The organism is Prosthecobacter sp., from assembly GCF_044226605.1.
In the GTDB taxonomy this organism is placed as follows: domain Bacteria; phylum Verrucomicrobiota; class Verrucomicrobiia; order Verrucomicrobiales; family Verrucomicrobiaceae; genus Prosthecobacter.
In genome coordinates this window covers 315,278-331,540 of the sequence record NZ_JBGAGS010000004.1, presented here as the reverse complement: position 1 = coordinate 331,540, position 16,263 = coordinate 315,278, and the positions used below count along the sequence as shown (strand labels likewise).

The 16,263-nt window shown below is 60.5% G+C and carries 16 protein-coding genes; 1 reads left to right on the top strand and 15 read right to left on the bottom strand.

All coding sequences use genetic code 11. The features are described from left to right. Positions 1–245: 245 nt before the first annotated feature. From ACILSO_RS07380 to ACILSO_RS07310, 15 genes are all read right to left on the bottom strand, one after another. On the bottom strand, positions 246–1,031 hold the full coding sequence (locus ACILSO_RS07380; protein WP_395736738.1) for a hypothetical protein: 786 nt from the start codon (positions 1,029–1,031) through the stop codon (positions 246–248). 157 nt (positions 1,032–1,188) lie between these two features. Continuing rightward, positions 1,189–3,543 (bottom strand): heavy metal translocating P-type ATPase metal-binding domain-containing protein, encoded by a 2,355-nt coding sequence (locus ACILSO_RS07375; RefSeq protein ID WP_395736737.1) that lies wholly within the window; start codon positions 3,541–3,543, stop codon positions 1,189–1,191. 316 nt (positions 3,544–3,859) lie between these two features. After that, complete coding sequence (locus tag ACILSO_RS07370) at positions 3,860–4,555, bottom strand: sulfite exporter TauE/SafE family protein (protein WP_395736736.1); 696 nt, start codon at positions 4,553–4,555, stop codon at positions 3,860–3,862. Next, positions 4,552–4,728, bottom strand: a complete 177-nt coding sequence (locus ACILSO_RS07365; RefSeq protein WP_395736735.1) for a hypothetical protein — start codon at positions 4,726–4,728, stop codon at positions 4,552–4,554. The genes ACILSO_RS07370 and ACILSO_RS07365 overlap by 4 nt, the downstream gene beginning before the upstream one ends. Next, a complete protein-coding gene (ccoG, locus tag ACILSO_RS07360; protein WP_395736734.1) occupies positions 4,703–6,136 on the bottom strand; it encodes a cytochrome c oxidase accessory protein CcoG in 1,434 nt (477 codons plus the stop codon). The genes ACILSO_RS07365 and ccoG overlap by 26 nt, the downstream gene beginning before the upstream one ends. A 15-nt stretch (positions 6,137–6,151) precedes the next feature. Further along, positions 6,152–6,865 carry a cbb3-type cytochrome c oxidase N-terminal domain-containing protein gene (locus ACILSO_RS07355; protein WP_395736733.1) on the bottom strand — a complete coding sequence of 238 codons (714 nt, stop codon included), beginning with the start codon at positions 6,863–6,865 and terminating at the stop codon, positions 6,152–6,154. Positions 6,866–6,875: 10 nt separating this feature from the next. Further along, complete coding sequence (locus ACILSO_RS07350) at positions 6,876–7,028, bottom strand: hypothetical protein (protein ID WP_395736732.1); 153 nt, start codon at positions 7,026–7,028, stop codon at positions 6,876–6,878. A gap of 28 nt (positions 7,029–7,056) precedes the next feature. After that, complete coding sequence (ccoN, locus tag ACILSO_RS07345) at positions 7,057–9,441, bottom strand: cytochrome-c oxidase, cbb3-type subunit I (RefSeq protein ID WP_395736731.1); 2,385 nt, start codon at positions 9,439–9,441, stop codon at positions 7,057–7,059. Continuing rightward, positions 9,434–9,628, bottom strand: a complete 195-nt coding sequence (locus ACILSO_RS07340) for a hypothetical protein (RefSeq protein ID WP_395736730.1) — start codon at positions 9,626–9,628, stop codon at positions 9,434–9,436. Before ACILSO_RS07340 ends, ccoN begins: the two co-directional genes overlap by 8 nt. Before the next feature lie 842 nt (positions 9,629–10,470). Continuing rightward, positions 10,471–12,186 carry a glycoside hydrolase family 75 protein gene (locus ACILSO_RS07335; RefSeq protein ID WP_395736729.1) on the bottom strand — a complete coding sequence of 572 codons (1,716 nt, stop codon included), beginning with the start codon at positions 12,184–12,186 and terminating at the stop codon, positions 10,471–10,473. A 108-nt stretch (positions 12,187–12,294) separates the two neighbouring features. Next, positions 12,295–12,972 (bottom strand): ABC transporter ATP-binding protein, encoded by a 678-nt coding sequence (locus tag ACILSO_RS07330; RefSeq protein ID WP_395736728.1) that lies wholly within the window; start codon positions 12,970–12,972, stop codon positions 12,295–12,297. An 842-nt stretch (positions 12,973–13,814) separates the two neighbouring features. Next, entirely contained in the window at positions 13,815–14,273 is a 459-nt protein-coding gene (locus ACILSO_RS07325; protein ID WP_395736727.1) for a tRNA (cytidine(34)-2'-O)-methyltransferase, read from the bottom strand. A 6-nt stretch (positions 14,274–14,279) separates the two neighbouring features. Then, positions 14,280–14,789 (bottom strand): GtrA family protein, encoded by a 510-nt coding sequence (locus tag ACILSO_RS07320; RefSeq protein WP_395736726.1) that lies wholly within the window; start codon positions 14,787–14,789, stop codon positions 14,280–14,282. 47 nt (positions 14,790–14,836) lie between these two features. Beyond that, positions 14,837–15,163, bottom strand: a complete 327-nt coding sequence (locus ACILSO_RS07315) for a glycine zipper domain-containing protein (protein WP_395736725.1) — start codon at positions 15,161–15,163, stop codon at positions 14,837–14,839. A gap of 42 nt (positions 15,164–15,205) precedes the next feature. After that, on the bottom strand, positions 15,206–15,442 hold the full coding sequence (locus tag ACILSO_RS07310) for a glycine zipper domain-containing protein (RefSeq protein WP_395736724.1): 237 nt from the start codon (positions 15,440–15,442) through the stop codon (positions 15,206–15,208). Positions 15,443–15,645: 203 nt separating this feature from the next. Here ACILSO_RS07310 and ACILSO_RS07305 point away from each other — a divergent pair, with 203 nt between their 5' ends. Next, positions 15,646–16,260 carry a hypothetical protein gene (locus tag ACILSO_RS07305; RefSeq protein WP_395736723.1) on the top strand — a complete coding sequence of 205 codons (615 nt, stop codon included), beginning with the start codon at positions 15,646–15,648 and terminating at the stop codon, positions 16,258–16,260. Positions 16,261–16,263 lie beyond the last annotated feature (3 nt).

The window sequence follows — 16,263 nt, the reverse complement described above, 5'->3', positions numbered from 1 at the left end:
GTCGTGAGCAGAAAATGGATGGACCCACGCAAACGTCATCACCCGCCACGCTTTGTCGTAAACTATCACCAACTGCTCTTTTCTTTAGACTTCACGCAGCAGCTTCGCCACGTGCATCCCGTGGAAAAGAGGGATCATCCTGATCCCTCCAACGTTCCGCGATCACTCAGCGCCCCGAATCGGTGCAAGCCTCGATTGCAGAAAAGATTTGAAGACCTCTTGCCAATGATTGGCAGTATCATCCCTCACCGAAAGCGAAACACCTTGAACATGCGCTCAAAAGCCTCGCTGTCCTCGGCTGGCAGGGTTCCTGGCGTGATGCTCACCAGGGACAGCATCTTCACTTCGTTGCACAAATAGCGGCTGCGGATGATGAGAGACTTGTTCCGCGGTGATCTCGCCATGATCTCAACAATCGTCTGATCTTTCTCCGAGAGATCCTTCCTCGACAAAACTTCTCCATTCCGGACGTTGGCCAGGTTGCGCTGGATCTCCGCCTCAATGATCGCCTCACGCTGCGCCTGCGTCTGCATTGGCAGTTCGGGCAGCGCGTAATACATCAGGAAAAAAGCCGCGTTCCCCAGGTCCTTGCCAAAGCTCGACATCTGCCCGCGCCGCTCCAGCAGAAGCAGGTCCGAAGTCGAGTTCATCGCTCCATCCAGAGCCTCAAAGGAGATCCGTGGCATGGTGCTGCCCGCCGCGGTCGGCACATGGGCAAAAGTGGTCAGCGTGCTGCCAGGCCTCCCATCCTTCACCACGGACTTGAGATCCAGTTTCTCCGCCTGCCTGCGCGCAGCCTCCAGAAACGATTGCGGTGGCCGAATGGGAAGCTCGACATGAGACGCCGCCAGCAGATCGATGACCTTCACCGTCTCCATCCCCAGCAGCTTCGTGTCCGCACCCACGTTCAGTTGAAATAGCACCAGGCAGGGCAGGGGATCTGCCTCCGCCGCATCCAGGCGCGTGCCGGCTCCATTCATTTCGCAAAAGACGCAGAGCAGGCTGGCAAGGATCGGTCGGAACCACTTCATGCCAGGAATCTGGAACTTCATGCAGCCAATTGCAATCCGCGAAGAACCGCGCATCCGCACGCCTTGTTGCTGGCTGCACGCTGAAGGGCAAACGTGCTGCCCCACACCCACCCTACGTAAGATGGTATGCAGGCACAGGCTGTCACCGCCCACCCCTTCAGCACGCCGTCACGCACTCCGTGACCACTGCGGACGCGGGTGCCCTCGTGCCCTCCTGTTCGCGCCTCCCGCCCCCACGCCGAAACATCCACGCCACCAGCGACAGCGTCACCAGCGAGCTCAGCGGCATCAGAATCGCCGCCAGCAGCGGGCTCAGATGTCCCATCAGCCCCACGATCACTGTGACAATGTTATAGCTCACCGAGAAGCCAAACACCGCATGCACGGCACGCCGATGGGTTGCCGCGATCTCCAGCAGGCTGCTCATGAAGCGCATGCTGTGCCCAAGGAAATAGAAGTCCGCCTTATGCTCCAGAAAGCTCCGCCCCGTCACCGGACTTCCCGCGCAAGATGCCGCATCAAACGCCAGGCTGTCATTCGCCCCGTCGCCAATGTACAGTGTGCTCTGCGGTTCATGCGCCGAGATCCATGCCGCCTTCTCTTCGGGCGTCAGGCTGTGCTGCCATTGCCCCGGTTGCAGATGCAGCTGTCCCGCAATCGCCGCCACCTTTGCTTCGCGGTCACCGCTGAGAATGCTCACCCGCAGCCCCCGCGTCTGCAGTTCCTCCACCTGCGCCAGAGACTCCGCGCGCAGCGCATCGCGGAAGCGGAAGGCACACAGCGTTTCCCCATCGCGTGTAAAGACCACATCTGCCGCCGTGTCCTGCGGCTTCGAGAGGCTCCACACCACGCCCGCATGCTGGCAGCGCAGCCCCAGCCCGGCCTCTTCACTCACTTCCGTGCTCAGGCCTTCACCCGCCAGATCACCCAGCGCATCATACAGACTCCGGCTCACCGGGTGCAGATTGCCACTCGTCAGGTGCCTCAGCACCTGGCGCGCCGTGTCATCCAGTCCCTTGAGAGCCTCTGGATTCAGCAGCAGCGGATTCTCCAGCGTCAGCGTCCCCGTTTTGTCAAACACCACATGCCGCAGCCGCGTCAGCTTTTTCCACAGCCCCAGCGTCCTCACAAACACACCTTGGTCCGCTGCGCGCGCCGCCGCGATGTCATCCGCCAGCGGCGCAGCCACGCCCAGCGCACAGGGGCAGGACACCACAAACACTGAGATCATCACCTGCAGCGCCCGCGTCCATTCACCCGTATGCCACCACCACCACAGGCCGCCCGCCACGCCGGCAAGCACCACCACCACCAAATAGCCCCGCAGCAGCTTTTCCAGTCGCAGATCCCGCTGCTCACCTCCGCGCCGCGCCTCCAGCAGTTTGTGCAGCGTCGAGTCCTTCCAGCCCTCCAGCGCCACCGCGTTCAAGGCCCGTGCCCCCGCATTCAGCGCACCCGAGGGAAGCAGCTGCCCGCCGCTGCGCGAGCAAGAATCACTCTCCCCGCTGATCCACTCCAGGCTGATGCTCGCATGCGCATCCGTCAGTTTCGCCGCCACCGGCACCGCCTGCCCGGGCTTCACGCTGAAGCTCGCTCCAGCCTCCAGCGCCTCCAGCATTTCCTTGTCGGGGATGGAAGGATCACGCAGCAGCTTCCGGCGGTTTCTCACCACCGCCATCTGCTGCACCAGCCGCCCTGCAAGCATCAGAAAGATGAACATCGCCACAAAATCAAAATACTTCAGCCCTGCCTCCCCGCTCATCCACCCGATCAGCGAACCCGCATAGGCAGCCACGATCCCCAGTGTGATCGGTGTGTCGATGTGCAGCACACCCGCGCGCAGCGCCAGGTATGCCCGTTGTGCAAAGTAGCTGCCACCCACCAGCATCGAAAGCGTGGCCGAAGCCGCCGCCACCAGGTCAAACCAGTGCGCAAAGGGGAAATCCGCCGGCATGCCAAAATACGCCGGCAGGGAGAAGGCCATCGCATTCATCGCAAACGCTCCGCACACCCCGGTCCGCCGTTCCAGGCCGTTGTCGCTGGTCTGGCCGCCATCCACTCGTTGCATCCCCAGCAGATAACCAAAACGCTGCAGCTCCCGCGCAAACTCCACTGGCTGAAATTTTCCCGGCTCCCACGCCATGCGCAGCTCACCGCTCGCTATGTCCACCTGAATCTGCGTCCCACCCATTTTCGCAAACACCCGTTCAATAAGCCAGATGCACGCCATGCACGAAAGCCCCTGCACAGACACTCCCAGCTCAGCCGCCACATCCGCGCTCGCCCGTGCAGCCTCCGCGGCCATCGCCGCATTCTCCAGCCACGCATAGTCCTGCTGCCTCATCGCCTGCGCCGGCACCGGCGGCAGGTTCAGGCCGGATTTCAGATCGTAGAAATGCTCCAGCCCTTCGTGCTGCAGCAGATCATGGACCGCCCGGCACCCCGTGCAGCAAAACTCATCGCTTCGCGTGTCCGGTACCGGTGTGCCACAGTGTTTGCAGACAGTTTTCATATTCGTTTATAACATTTCATTGGGCCATACCCTCGGAGCGCAGGCCTCCAAGCCTGCAGAACTCCTCAGACACCCGCCGCCCCACTTCTGAGTACGTCGTTCGGCCCTTCGCGTTCTTCGTAGCTTTAGCGAAGAAGGGAGCCCGCTCCGAAATCCCCGCTTCACCCCAAATCTCCAACCCACCCAGCACACGTATGGTAGCATCGGCTTTCGCCGGAATCTGGAATGCCGCTTCGCGCAGCAGCCTCCCAAATAAACTCCCCGCCCCCTCACTCTGAGTCTCTTGTGTCGCGTTCATGCTCATCACCTGCGTCGGTCAGTTGTTCATCGCATGGCAGCAGCTCGCCGCCTCATTGCTGCCGAAGTCCAGCGTATCCCTCAGCCTCCACGCCAGGATCACCGCCGTCACCAGCGCCAGCCCTCGCTGCACCTTGCGCATCGTCTCCGGCTGCAGCCTTCCGCCCAGCAGATGCAGCTGCGTCTGTGCCAGAAAAAGCAGAGGCAGCGTCCCCAGTCCAAAGGCCACCGCAAATCCCGCGCCCTTCGTCGCGCTCCCGTTCGCCGTCGCCAGCGCCAGCATCATGTAAAGAGGCCCGCAAGGCAGCAGCGGCGTCGCCAGTCCCAGCAGCCCCGCACGCAGCGTGCTCTTCATCCGAAACGCCGCCGCTTGCACCTTCCTCAGCCCCGCAGCCAGAAACTTCGGCTTCGGCAGCCACTTGTCCAGCCCCAGCCCCACGCAGGCAAAGGCCAGGACCAGCATCCACGGCAGCACCATCCCCGCTCCGTGCTGAAAAATCGCCAGCGGCACAGCACCCGCCATTCCGGCGATCGCTCCCGCCATGCCATAAGATACCATGCGCCCGCCATGGTACAGCGCCGTGCTCCGCATGAATCCGCCGCCTTTCCCTGCGATCGCCCACGAGCAGGAGAGCGGTCCGCACATTCCCACGCAGTGCACACTCGTCACCATCCCCGCCACAAAGGCCGCCGCGCTCGTGTCGATCTCCATCATTCCACGCTCAGATGCTTCAGCGGCACAGCCTCCGGTTGATTGTTCAGTGCGATGTAGAACAGAGCGCTCCACGCGCTGATCAGCACCACAAACGCAAACACCACCCACAGCCAGGGCCTTTGCCCGAAGAACCCGGGGCTGTCTGCGTTACTTTTGGAGATACTTGCTGGCATCGAGGTAGTCATTGGTGGTCAGGGCCGCATCCGGGCCGGTAAACTCGAAGGGTTTGGTATGGTAGCTCTTCCCATCCTTCGTGTCGGTGATGCAAATGCTGAGCTTGAAAGGGGCTTTGTACGCGGTCTCCGGCAGGGTGATCATCATCGGCTTCAGTTCCTCTCCCTGCGCTGCAATCGTGATCGGCACATCCGCTCCGGCCGCAGCCAGGCCGTTTGGCAGGGTGCCTTCCATCGCCATCGTGAAGGTCCGCGGCTCGTTGCGCTTGTTGATCAGCCGCACCAGAAACTGGTTTCTCACGATTTTGTTCGTCACATAATACGGCGAGCCCTGCATCCTCAGCACATTCGCGCGCATCGGCTCGATCCTGCTCGCCGAAAAGGCAAACACACCCAGTCCGATCACCAGCAGCCCGGTGTAAAACATAATCCTCGGCCGCACCAGCCGCGTCTTCCCGCCGCTGAAGCCTTTCATCGAGTCATAACGCACCAGGCCCGGCTTCCGCCCCAGCTTTGTCATGATCCCGTCGCATGCATCCACACAGGCCGCGCAGCCGATGCACTCCAGCTGCAGCCCGTTGCGGATGTCGATGCCCGTCGGGCACACCTGCACGCAGCGCAGGCAGTTCACGCAGTCTCCCACTCCGGCAGTTCCGGCCTTGCCTCTGGGCTCACCACGCTTCTTGTCATACCCCACGCTCACCGTGTGGTCGTCCGTCAGCGCCGACTGCATGCGCCCATACGGGCACATGATCACGCAAAACTGCTCCCTGAACCAGCTGAACGCCCCATACAGACCCGCCGTCAAAAACAGCATCACCCCAAAGGCGATCATGTGGCCCTGCGGCGAATGGTGCATCATCTCATACAGCTTCTCCAGCGAGACGAAGTAGCTCAAAAAGATGTGCGCGATGATCAGCGAGGTCAGGATGTACAGCCCATGCTTCGTCACCCGTTTCGCGATCTTCCCCGCCGTCCACGGCGCTGCATCCAGCTTCCTCCGTGCCGTGGCATCTCCATCGATCAGCCGCTCAATCCTGCGGTACACATGCTCCAGAAACACCGTGTAGGGGCATGTCCAGCCGCACCACACACGCCCAAACAGAGCCGTCACATAAAACAGGGAGAAACCCAGGCCCGTCACCAGGAAGAAGCCCACCCACAGGTCCTGCACCGCCAGCGTCAGTCCCATGAAGTGAAACCGTCGGTTCAGCACATCCAGAAACACCGCAGGGAATCCGTTCACCGGTATCCACGGCAGCGCCACATAGATGATGATCAGCATCAGTGCCACCACCCGCCGGCCCCTCGTGTACTTCCCCGCCACATCCGCAGGATGCAGCGTCTTCTTGCTTCCATCTTCATTGATGGATCCGAGGGAGACTAGGTTTAAAGGGGAGAGGGGCATCTTGATTCCTTGCTCTTATTGCGCGTTCGATGGGTTTGCAGGGGCCGCTGCCGGCGCAGGTGCAGCAGCGGGTGCGGTGGTATTGGCCGCAGGTGCGGGTGCAGCTCCCGTGGCTGCCCCGGGCGCTGGCGTCGCTCCCGGTGAATCCGCCGCACGGGTGATCGGTTCGCCTTCCTTGTGCTTGCTCAGCACAAACGCCACCACCTCGCTCACGCGTTTCATTCCCAGCACTTGCTCCCATGCCATCATGCCTTTGGTGATGTCGGGCGAGCCTTTGCGAACGATTTTGAAAATCTCAGTCGGCTTGCCGCCGTGCTTCCATTCCTGGTCGCTCAGCGGCAGGCCCGGCAGCTTCGCTCCGGCCAGCGTTCCATCCAGGTTCGGTCCGTGGCATGTCACGCACATCCCCTGCGTCATGAAGGTGGCTTTGCCCGCCTCCACCGCCGCTGTGTCGCGGGAGAGTGCCCACAGCTGTTCGTCCGTGATGCTTTCCATCTGCTTGTCTCGCGCCACCTGCATCTCGGCCATGACTTTGTCCATGATGGCCGTGTCGCTGCTGCCCAGCCCCAGCTGGTAGTAGCACAGCCAGTGGATCACAAAATACGCGATCGTGATGTAGAGGGTGAAGAGCCACCAGTTCGGCAGCTTCTGGTCATACTCCTGAATCCCGTCATAGACGTGATCGCGAAGTATTGGCTCGTTGGTTTGGGATGGCTTCTTGGAGTCCATGGTGATTTTTTTATTCGAGGGGAAGACGTGACATGTTTTCGGCTTTGTCCTTGCGCAGCAGCATCCCGCGCAGGGTCATGATTCCAAAGACGAGCACGGTGGTGGCGAAGGAGACGAGCGGCACCACGAGGTGCCAGTTTTCATAGATGATGCGCTTGTACATGGTCGTGGATTCGGGTTTGTGTCTCGGGTTACTCCGCGCCATTGGCACGGCGCGCTTTGTCTGGAATCACCGGCGCCAGCGGGAAGGGGACTCCCTGGCCTTTCTTGGCCAGCGTCTCATCCACCTGCGGCTGCTCAAATTGTCCCAGCTTCTGCAGGTAGGCGATCACCGCCACCATCTCGCTGTCAGGCCGCACCACGATGTTCGATTTCTTCAGCTCCGTGGCGATCTTCACGCCCTGCTCCAGCGCCTTCATCTTGATCTCCGTGGCGTCCATCGGAGGGTAGGGGACCCCAAGGCGGCGCAGCACGGCAATCTTTTCCGGCAGCGTCTTCTGATCAAACGCCTTCGTGCTCAGGTGCGCATACGGCGGCATGTTTGACTGCGGAGACATCGAGCGCGGATCCATCAGGTGCTCATAGTGCCAGGAGTCAGGCCGCTGTCCGTTCTCACGGGCAAGATCCGGACCTGTGCGCTTCGATCCCCATTGGAACGGATGATCATAGATGCTCTCGCCCAGGCGTGAATACTCACCATAGCGCATCACATCCGGCACCAGCGTGCGGATCATCTGCGAGTGGCAGTTGTAGCACCCTTCGCTCACATAGATGTCACGACCCGCCAGCTCCAGCGGCTCATACAGCTTCTGCACGCGGTCCTCCACATTCTTCGCGCTGTTCACCGTCACCGTTGGGATGATCTGGATCAGCCCGCCGATCACCACTGCCACAAAAGTCAGCACCGTGAAGGGCAGGTAGTTGTGCAGCAGTTTCTCATACCAGTTCGCCCACGTGTGGCTCGTCTTCTTGAACCGGCTCACCGCCATGATGGAAAAGATCACCGCGCAGATCAGCGAGGCCACATCCGCCCCCGGTGGCAGAAACAGCCAGCCAAAGATCAGCAGCATCGCCCCGATCGTGCAGGCCGTAGGGTCGTTCAAAAGCGTCTCCTTCATGCCCATCGTGTCAGAGCCGCCCTTCGTCAGCACCGCCACTTCGCGCACTTCATTCACCGCCTTGCCGCTGCGGATGGTCAGCCACAGGTTCACGCACATCACGATCCACCCCACCAGGAACATCCCGCCACCAATGATTCGCAGCCCCATCAGCGGGCGGATCGCCTGCAGCGTGTCCAGGAAGGTGTTCTTCAGCGCCAGCCCGTCTGCGGTCACCTGGTTCAGCATCAGGCCCTGCATCACACCGCTGATCCACATTGCCACCACGTAGAGCAAAATCCCAAACGTCCCGATCCAGAAGTGGAAGTTCGCCATGCTGATCGAGTGCAGCCGTGTATTCCACAGCCTCGGCGCCAGCCAGTAGAAAAGGCCCGCCGCCATGAATCCATTCCAGCCAAGAGCGCCGCTGTGCACGTGCCCGATCGTCCAGTCCGAATAGTGCGAGAGCGAGTTCACCGCGCGGATCGAAAGCAGCGGTCCTTCAAAGGTGGACATGCCATAAAATGTCACACCCGCGATGAAAAACTTGATCACCGGATCCGTGCGCAGCTTGTCCCACGCCCCGCGCAGCGTCAGCAGGCCGTTCAGCATCCCGCCCCAGCTCGGCGCCCACAGCATCAGGCTGAAAAACATCCCCAGCATCTGCAGCCACTTCGGCAGCGCCGTGTTCAGCAGGTGGTGCGGTCCCGCCCAGATGTAAAGAAACACCAGCGACCAGAAGTGCACGATCGAAAGCCGGTACGAATACACCGGCCTCTCCGCCGCCTTCGGCAGGAAGTAGTACATGATCCCCAGGATTGGCGTCGTCAGGAAAAACGCCACCGCATTGTGCCCATACCACCACTGCACCAGCGCATCCTGCACTCCCGCAAAAATCCCGTAGCTGTGTGTCCAGCTCGTCGGGATCGAAAGATGGTTCACAATGTAAAGCATCGCCACCGTCACAATCGTCGCGATGTAAAACCACAGCGCCACATACAGGCTCGGCTCGTTGCGCTTGTGCAGTGTCAGAAAGAAGTTCACCGCAAACACCACCCAGATCACCGCCACCGCCACGTTGATCGGCCAGATCAGTTCCGCGTATTCCTTCCCGCGTGAAAGGCCCAGCGGCAGCGTGATCGCCGCAGCCACAATGATCAGCTGCCAGCCCCAGAAGTGGATCGCACTCAGCGTGTCGTTCCCCATCCGGCATTTGCACAGCCTCTGCGTGGAATAATAGATCCCCGCAAACATCATGTTGCCCACGAACGCAAAGATCGCTGCATTCGTGTGCAGCGGTCTCAGGCGGCCAAACGTCAGCCATTCGGCCAGGTTCAGCTGGTGGAAGTTGAGCTGGCTGGCGATGAACACGCCTGCGAGCATGGCAACGACTCCGAAGATGATCGAGGCCAGCATAAACTGGCGCACGACCTTGTCGTTGAACTCAATGGGTACTTTGGTGGCTGCGGTGCTAGTCATGGGAAAACGGAGTGCGGGATCGGGATGCTGGCACGGTCATCCGTGCTCCCTCAGGCTCATCCAGGGGCAGCAGCGCATCCTGTTCGATGCTGCCCCTCCGCCGCTGCACCCGTTCCGCCAGATAAAGGGCCGCAAACAAGACGGCAAACATCAGGCTGACAAAGATGGTGACGGCGAATACTTCCATGAGGGTTTGCGGAGCACTGGCTCTCGCTGCGTCCACAGAAGCGCAGAACCCTCCCCCCCGCTCCACCCCCCTTGGTATAGCCTCACCCGATCTTGTGGCTCTGCACAAATCCTGCGCAAATGGCGCGTTAGAAAGCACCCCCACACCCCGTCAGAATGCGCCGAATCCATCCCGTCCCCTGCCTTCATCATCCTCGTGAAGACTGGGAGCCCTCGATCGAAAGCACCAGTCTCTTAACCTCCTCCGCAACCGCTCGGATTGCAGCAGTCACAATACCATCAACCCGCAGCGCCTAAGGCCTCAAAGCGAAACCCCTCTCCCCATCGAGGACAAACGCAAAATGCCCATCGTTCTCTTTGGGGAGAGGCCGGGTGAGGGGCCACCCATCACGTCGCTGCCGACCGATGCTTCGTCTTCACAATAGTCTGAATCCCACAACAACGTGCGGCACCCCGCTCGTTAGCCGCTCCCACCCTTTCTCAGTCGTCCCGGTTCGTTTCTTCCACCCATCACATCCGATGCTCCAAAGCGACCATGAGCAAGCGTTCCCCATGTCAGCAGACAGGCCCGCAAACGCCCCGCGCCGTGGGCCAAAGGCCCGCCGCACTCAGCCCAGGGTGCCAGCCCTAGGTTCTGGCCACGCGGCCCTCTCACTCAAAGTCGCGCTCTGAAGGAGCGCAGGAGAGTCCGCGCAACCACCCGCACCGGGCAGACCCGTAATAAATTGAGCATGGTATAAAGCTCCACTCAGCATCACGCCAGGCATGCCATAGGAAGAAAAATCTCAAAAACGCCGGGAAGCCCTGAAGCAGCAGCGGCTTCCCCATGCTCCCCTCCATCCCTCACTTCTTCTTCCCCTTCGCCTTTCCACTCTCGGCCTTCTTTGCCGCCGTCCCCTTCGCCTCACCATCACCACCCTTCACCTCGCCCACTGGCGGCGTTACCGGCGTCAAAACAATCGGCCCCGTCGCCGGGCCGGGCAGGGGACTCGTCGTCGTTCCAGCAGCAGACCCTGGCGCAGGTGGCGGCGTCGTGATCGTCCCCGGCACCCCCGGAGTCGCCGCATCACTTCCAGCTCCAGCCGCAGGCGTCGTTCCCGCCGGGGGTGCCCCAGTCGGAGCCGCGCCCGAACCCGCACTCGCCCCAGCCGCAGCAGGCATCGTCGTCTCAGTCACCGGCGGCGTCACCGGCTCCGGCTTCTTGAAAGGATCCTCCCACACATGCAGCGCAAAGCCCGCGCCCACGCCCCCCACCTCACCCAGCAGCGCCTGGCACTTCTCCTGCCACTTCACCAGGTTCGGCGCACTCCGCTCCTTCTCCGCCGTCCCTGGGAAAATCAGGTACGTCACCTTCAGGTCGCTCTCCGGCCGGATGTACGGCGTCGCCTTCGCATTCACCGTCTTCGCCATCAGCAGAGACGCCTCCCCCATTTTAAAGCTCGGCCCGTAGTCCCCGCAGATCGCCGGATAAATCTTCCCCTCATGAATCACCGCCGCGTAGTCCCCGATCTGCGGCGTAAACTTGTTCTGGTCCCCATACCCCCGGAACAGCAGCGAGATCACAATGAACGGATCCTTCTCCGCGATCAGGCTGCTCCGCGATTTAAATTCCCCGATCTCTACCTTCAGCTGATTGATCATCACGCTCAGCTCCCGGTTCCGCGCAGAGCTCAGACCCTTCTTCGAAAACTCCTCCTGCGCCTTCGCCAGCCGGTCCTCCCACTTCGCCAGCAGCGGGTTCGCATTCTTCGTCGTCTTCGCCCACGCATAGCTCGTGAACGGCTGGTAATAATCCGACAAATAAATGTACTCATCCAGCGTCGGCATCCGGTCCCCGTCCGAGCCATCCGCCACCACGTCCATCTCAGACTGGATCAAGAGCGCCCGCCGCTGCGTCGCCGGGTGCGTCAGCTCCAGGATCGTCTCCGTGTCATAAAAATTGTGCCTGTCCAGGATCTTGTTCAGCCGCGTCAGGTCATTCTGCACCCGGTTCGTCTTGTTCTCATACAGCTTGTGGTAAAAGCCGCTCACCTTGCCCGCCGGCAGCATCGTCTCCAGCCCCGGCAGCATCGCCGGCAGATTCTTGTTGATCCTCGAGAGCTCCACCAGCGTCTGGTTCGCCTTTGGCACCCGGATGCTCAGCTGAAACTCCGCCTTGTACGCCTCCGGATCCAGCCGCTCCAGACTCGCAAAACCGCCCTCCTCCGTCATCAGCTTCGTCTTAACCGTGATCCCGTTGAACAGCGTCGCCACATCGATGTCCTTCCGCGGCACATACTTCTCCGGCAGCGGCGGCTGCACCTCACGGATCACCTCCTTCGTCACTTCCTTCACCACCGGCACCTCCTTGATCACATCCCGCATCACATCCCGCGTGATCACGCGTTCCTTCGTGCTCCTCGCGGAGGCCACAATGTCCTGGATCCCCTTCTTAATCTTCCCCGCATAAGGCGTAAAGGGCAGCACCAGCCCCACGATCAGCACCAGCAGAAACACCATCCGCAGCATCGAGCCAAAGCACCCCCGCTTCCGGCGTGGCGGTTCATACGGGGCGGGCATTTCAGGTTCCGGCTGGGGCAGGGGAGAATCCAAAGACATACACGTGCAGAAATCTAATCTCGTTTCAGCGCATCCGCGACTGTATCATCATAGTCATCATCATCTTCTTCAGCCCTCTTCCAGCCTGCCCTCCTTCAGCAGCAGCCGCCGGTCCCCCCGCTTTGCCAGGGTCTGGTCATGCGTCACCACCACCAGCGTCTTCTTCGCCTCATCCACCACCTGCATCAGCATGTCGATCACCCCGCTCCCCGTGCTCGCATCCAGGTTCCCCGTCGGCTCATCCGCATAAATGATCCCCGGGTTGTTGATCAGCGCCCGAGCGATCGCCACCCGCTGCTGCTCCCCCCCGGAAAGCTCTGTCGGCAGATGCTGCAGCCGCGCAGTCAGCCCCACCTTGTCCAGCAGTTCCCGAGCCCGCGCCTCCGCCTTCTTCCCCCCGATCATCGAAGGCAGCACCACATTCTCCAGCGCCGTCAGTTCCGGCAGCAGGAAGTAATGCTGAAACACAAACCCCATCACCTGGTTCCGCGTCCGCGCCCGCTCCGCCGCCTCAGCCTTGTACAGCGAGCGCCCATGTACCATCACATCCCCGGAAGTCGGCTGCTCCAGTCCCCCCAGCACATACAGCAGCGTCGTCTTGCCCGCCCCCGACTGCCCGCACAGAAACACCTTCTCCCCAGCCGCCACCTCCACATTCACCCCCCTCAGCACCGGCAGATCATGCCCTCCTAAATGATACGTACGATGCACATCCTGCGCGGCGAGAGGGGCTGCTTCCTGGCTCATGAAAAAGAAAGAAAATGGTGTCTAAAAAAGAATCCCCCACGCTCCCGCAGACACCCCACCCCGTCAAGCCATCATCCCCCTCTTTCCCACCCCTCCCGCACGCACAACTGCCCCTCTGGAAATACTCCTACCCCTTCAACCCGCATCCTCAAATCTCTGCCTCTTTGCCGCTACCAAGTAACTCAATCTGGGATCACGCGTGGGTGTCGCTTGGTATTCCGATACCGAGCCGGCACCGTCGCGGCATCGGAATACCAAGCCACATCACCCATGCCACCCGCTTTCAGCAAATTCTCCGGGGGCCTGATCCCCGCGAGTTCATCTCCGTTTCCCACTCATGCCGCCTTGAGTTCCGGCGCTCTGCGTTAAAACCGAACGTCTCAAATCCCGTCCACCACCACCATCCGCTGCAAACCTCGGCCCGCCACGCCAGCTCCGAAAGCCCGTAGGGCTGTCACAACCGTAGCCGTGGGTGCCAACCCACGGAACGCATCACCCACACCCCTCAAACCCGTGGAACCGCGTAGCGGTGACACAAACCGCGCCACCTCAAAACGCTCCACCACACAAATCACGGCTGCCTCACCACCCGGCACACCATCGGCATCACAATCACCATCTTCTCCTGCACCACCTTCCCATCCCTCCTCATCACCATCGGGCTCAGAGACCAGTAATTCCCGCCCAGCTTCGCGCACACAAAGCCTCAGGCATCCGTGTCTATCCATGTGATCCGTGGTCCTACCATTCTGAAATCGAAAACCAACCGCTCCCCACCTCCGGCCAGTTTCCAATTCTCATTTTTCAGTTCCCAGTTTTCAGTGCCCCCGCGCCCCTCTCATTCATTCGCCAACTCCACCACTCCTCTGCCGCACCGCCTCATACATCACAATCCCCGCCGCCGTCGCCAGATTCAAACTCCGCGTCCCCTCCATCGGAATCCTCAAGCATCTCTCCATCTCCATCACCGACGCTGGAATTCCCCGCGTCTCCGGCCCAAACACCAGATAGATCTCCTCCGTCCTCAGGTCCGCGTTCCAATACGTCTTCTCCCCCTGGCACTCGATGAACCAGCACTCAGCCCCGGCCGGTATCTCCGCCTTCAGCGCCTCCCAGCTCTCCCACACCCGCACCTCAATCTCCTGCCAGTAGTCCAGCCCTGCGCGCTTCAGCTGCTTGTCATCCAGACTGAAACCCAGCGGCTTGATCAGATGCAGCCTCGCCCTCGTCGCCAGGCACAGCCTCCCGATCGCCCCCGTGTTATGCGGGATCTCCGGCTGAAACAGCACCACATTCAGCATCGCGCGTCACCCCTTGAACACAAAAAACTTCCGGCACACAAAATTCACCAGCGTCGATGACACAATCAGCAGCAGCTGCGCCGACAGGGTGCTGATGCCATACATGCGGATCAGGGGCGGGCCAGCCAGCAGGCCGATGGCAAAACCCACCGAGCTGACCGTCGAAAAATAGATGAACTCCAGCACCCTGTGATGCCTGCCCGGAGTAAACACCCAAAGGGAGTTCGTCACGTAGGCAAAGATATTGCCAAAGAAAAAAGCGATGATGTTGTTGTAAGTCACGTGCAGCGCACGCACTTCGTCAGACACTCCGCTGCTCACCAGCGCCGGAAACGGGCCCCACCTCGAAATGCAGTAAAAGATGGCCGTGGTAAGCGTCAGCGAACCGATGCCGCAGATGCCGTACTTGATGAACTGGATCAGCGGATCGGTGTCGCGCGCATTCAGCCGCGCGAGAATCGAACGCCAGCTGTTTTCACGTACAAATTGAAGAACCTCACCGATTTTTGACATCATCAGGTGAGGCTCTCCGGGGATCGTTGCTCTGCAAGCAAAGGATGCGTTTAATAGTAATGGTAGTTCCCGTTACGATCGTAATATCCCTGCTGCTGCGGCGGGCGGCCATAGCCCGGCTGTCCGTAGCCAGGCTGGCCATATCCCTGTTGATAGTTGCGCTGGTCACGCGCATTGCCGAGAGCATTGCCGCCCAGGGCACCAAGGCCAGCACCGATCGCAGCGCCTTCAAGTCCGCGACCACTTTGATTGCCGACGATGCCGCCAACGGCTGCGCCGCCCAATGCGCCCAGGACGGAGCCAGTCTGAGCATTAGGACCCGATGCGCAGGAAACCAGCGACACCGCGGTAAGGAGGGTAAGGAGAGTGTTCTTCATGATATTGGGTGATAGTCTAGATACGGTGCAAATGGCTCCTTTTTAGTAGTAGTAGCCACGACGGCGATCCTGAGCGTTGCCAATGGCATTTCCGCCCAGCGCTCCGAGGCCGGCACCGATGGCCGCGCCTTCCAGGCCGCGTCCGCTTTGGGAGCCAATGATGCCGCCAACGGCTGCACCACCGAGGCCGCCAATCACGGCACCTTGTTGTGCGCCAGGTCCGGTTGCGCAGGAAACCATGGAAGTGGCAGTAATGAGGGTGAGGATGAGGTGTTTCATAATGTTTGTTTTATGATCAAGCAGATTGCTTTGTCGTGAAATACGCCCGGTTTGTTCATAAAGAAAAGTAAAATCCTTTGTGCCGGACTTGGTTCTGCCTTCAAATCGCGCACCACCGTTGCTCCGGTCTTGTCTGTCTTTCTTTATTTGACGCGCATTCTGCCAGAGCTTACAAACCTTCCCGCCTCCGACACCAACTTCCCATGCAAGTGCATCTTTTCCTTCGCAGCCTTTTCGCCGTCTCCCTCCTCAGCCTCACCGCTCTCCCAGCTAAGGCAGACCAGCTGCCCCTGGACCATCCTTGTGCCACTTTGGTGAAGAAATACCTCACCGCAGTCGTGCAGCAGGACTGGAAGACGGCCTCCCAGATGCTCGTGCCCTCCTCCTTGGAGCGCCGCCAGCAGGAAACCGTCGGCATCATCAAGCAGGCCCCCACCATGTCCGACGAGGAAAACATGCTCTCCGGCTACAACGTGAAGGGCGTCAGCGACCTTGAAAAAATGTCCCCTCAGGAGTTCTATCAGGTCGACCGCGAAGCCTGGCACAAAAAGCTCAAGCTCACCCCTGAAGCCACCAAGCGGAAGCAGGAAACCCTCAAAATCATCGTCCTTGGTCTCGTCGACGAAAAGGACAAAGGCTTCGTCCACGCCACCGTCCGCACCTCCCAGGAAACCCTCACCGACCGCATCGAAGAGCTCTTCCTCATCTCCTTCGTCACCGATCCCTCCAACCCGAAAAACTACCTCATTTCCCCCGAAATGAAGGATCGTCCCGTCATCACTCCTCTGGACGGCTCGGCTCCCAAGGAGCCCAAGTAAGCG

What these genes read in the sequence shown, in the direction of transcription:
- ACILSO_RS07380 (WP_395736738.1), bottom strand. Translation starts at nt 1,031, where the DNA reads ATGAAGTGGTTCCGACCGATCCTTGCCAGCCTGCTCTGCGTCTTTTGC.
- ACILSO_RS07375 (WP_395736737.1), bottom strand. Translation starts at nt 3,543, where the DNA reads ATGAAAACTGTCTGCAAACACTGTGGCACACCGGTACCGGACACGCGA.
- ACILSO_RS07370 (WP_395736736.1), bottom strand. Translation starts at nt 4,555, where the DNA reads ATGATGGAGATCGACACGAGCGCGGCGGCCTTTGTGGCGGGGATGGTG.
- ACILSO_RS07365 (WP_395736735.1), bottom strand. Translation starts at nt 4,728, where the DNA reads ATGCCAGCAAGTATCTCCAAAAGTAACGCAGACAGCCCCGGGTTCTTC.
- ccoG (WP_395736734.1), bottom strand. Translation starts at nt 6,136, where the DNA reads ATGCCCCTCTCCCCTTTAAACCTAGTCTCCCTCGGATCCATCAATGAA.
- ACILSO_RS07355 (WP_395736733.1), bottom strand. Translation starts at nt 6,865, where the DNA reads ATGGACTCCAAGAAGCCATCCCAAACCAACGAGCCAATACTTCGCGAT.
- ACILSO_RS07350 (WP_395736732.1), bottom strand. Translation starts at nt 7,028, where the DNA reads ATGTACAAGCGCATCATCTATGAAAACTGGCACCTCGTGGTGCCGCTC.
- ccoN (WP_395736731.1), bottom strand. Translation starts at nt 9,441, where the DNA reads ATGACTAGCACCGCAGCCACCAAAGTACCCATTGAGTTCAACGACAAG.
- ACILSO_RS07340 (WP_395736730.1), bottom strand. Translation starts at nt 9,628, where the DNA reads ATGGAAGTATTCGCCGTCACCATCTTTGTCAGCCTGATGTTTGCCGTC.
- ACILSO_RS07335 (WP_395736729.1), bottom strand. Translation starts at nt 12,186, where the DNA reads ATGCCCGCCCCGTATGAACCGCCACGCCGGAAGCGGGGGTGCTTTGGC.
- ACILSO_RS07330 (WP_395736728.1), bottom strand. Translation starts at nt 12,972, where the DNA reads ATGAGCCAGGAAGCAGCCCCTCTCGCCGCGCAGGATGTGCATCGTACG.
- ACILSO_RS07325 (WP_395736727.1), bottom strand. Translation starts at nt 14,273, where the DNA reads ATGCTGAATGTGGTGCTGTTTCAGCCGGAGATCCCGCATAACACGGGG.
- ACILSO_RS07320 (WP_395736726.1), bottom strand. Translation starts at nt 14,789, where the DNA reads ATGATGTCAAAAATCGGTGAGGTTCTTCAATTTGTACGTGAAAACAGC.
- ACILSO_RS07315 (WP_395736725.1), bottom strand. Translation starts at nt 15,163, where the DNA reads ATGAAGAACACTCTCCTTACCCTCCTTACCGCGGTGTCGCTGGTTTCC.
- ACILSO_RS07310 (WP_395736724.1), bottom strand. Translation starts at nt 15,442, where the DNA reads ATGAAACACCTCATCCTCACCCTCATTACTGCCACTTCCATGGTTTCC.
- ACILSO_RS07305 (WP_395736723.1), top strand. Translation starts at nt 15,646, where the DNA reads ATGCAAGTGCATCTTTTCCTTCGCAGCCTTTTCGCCGTCTCCCTCCTC.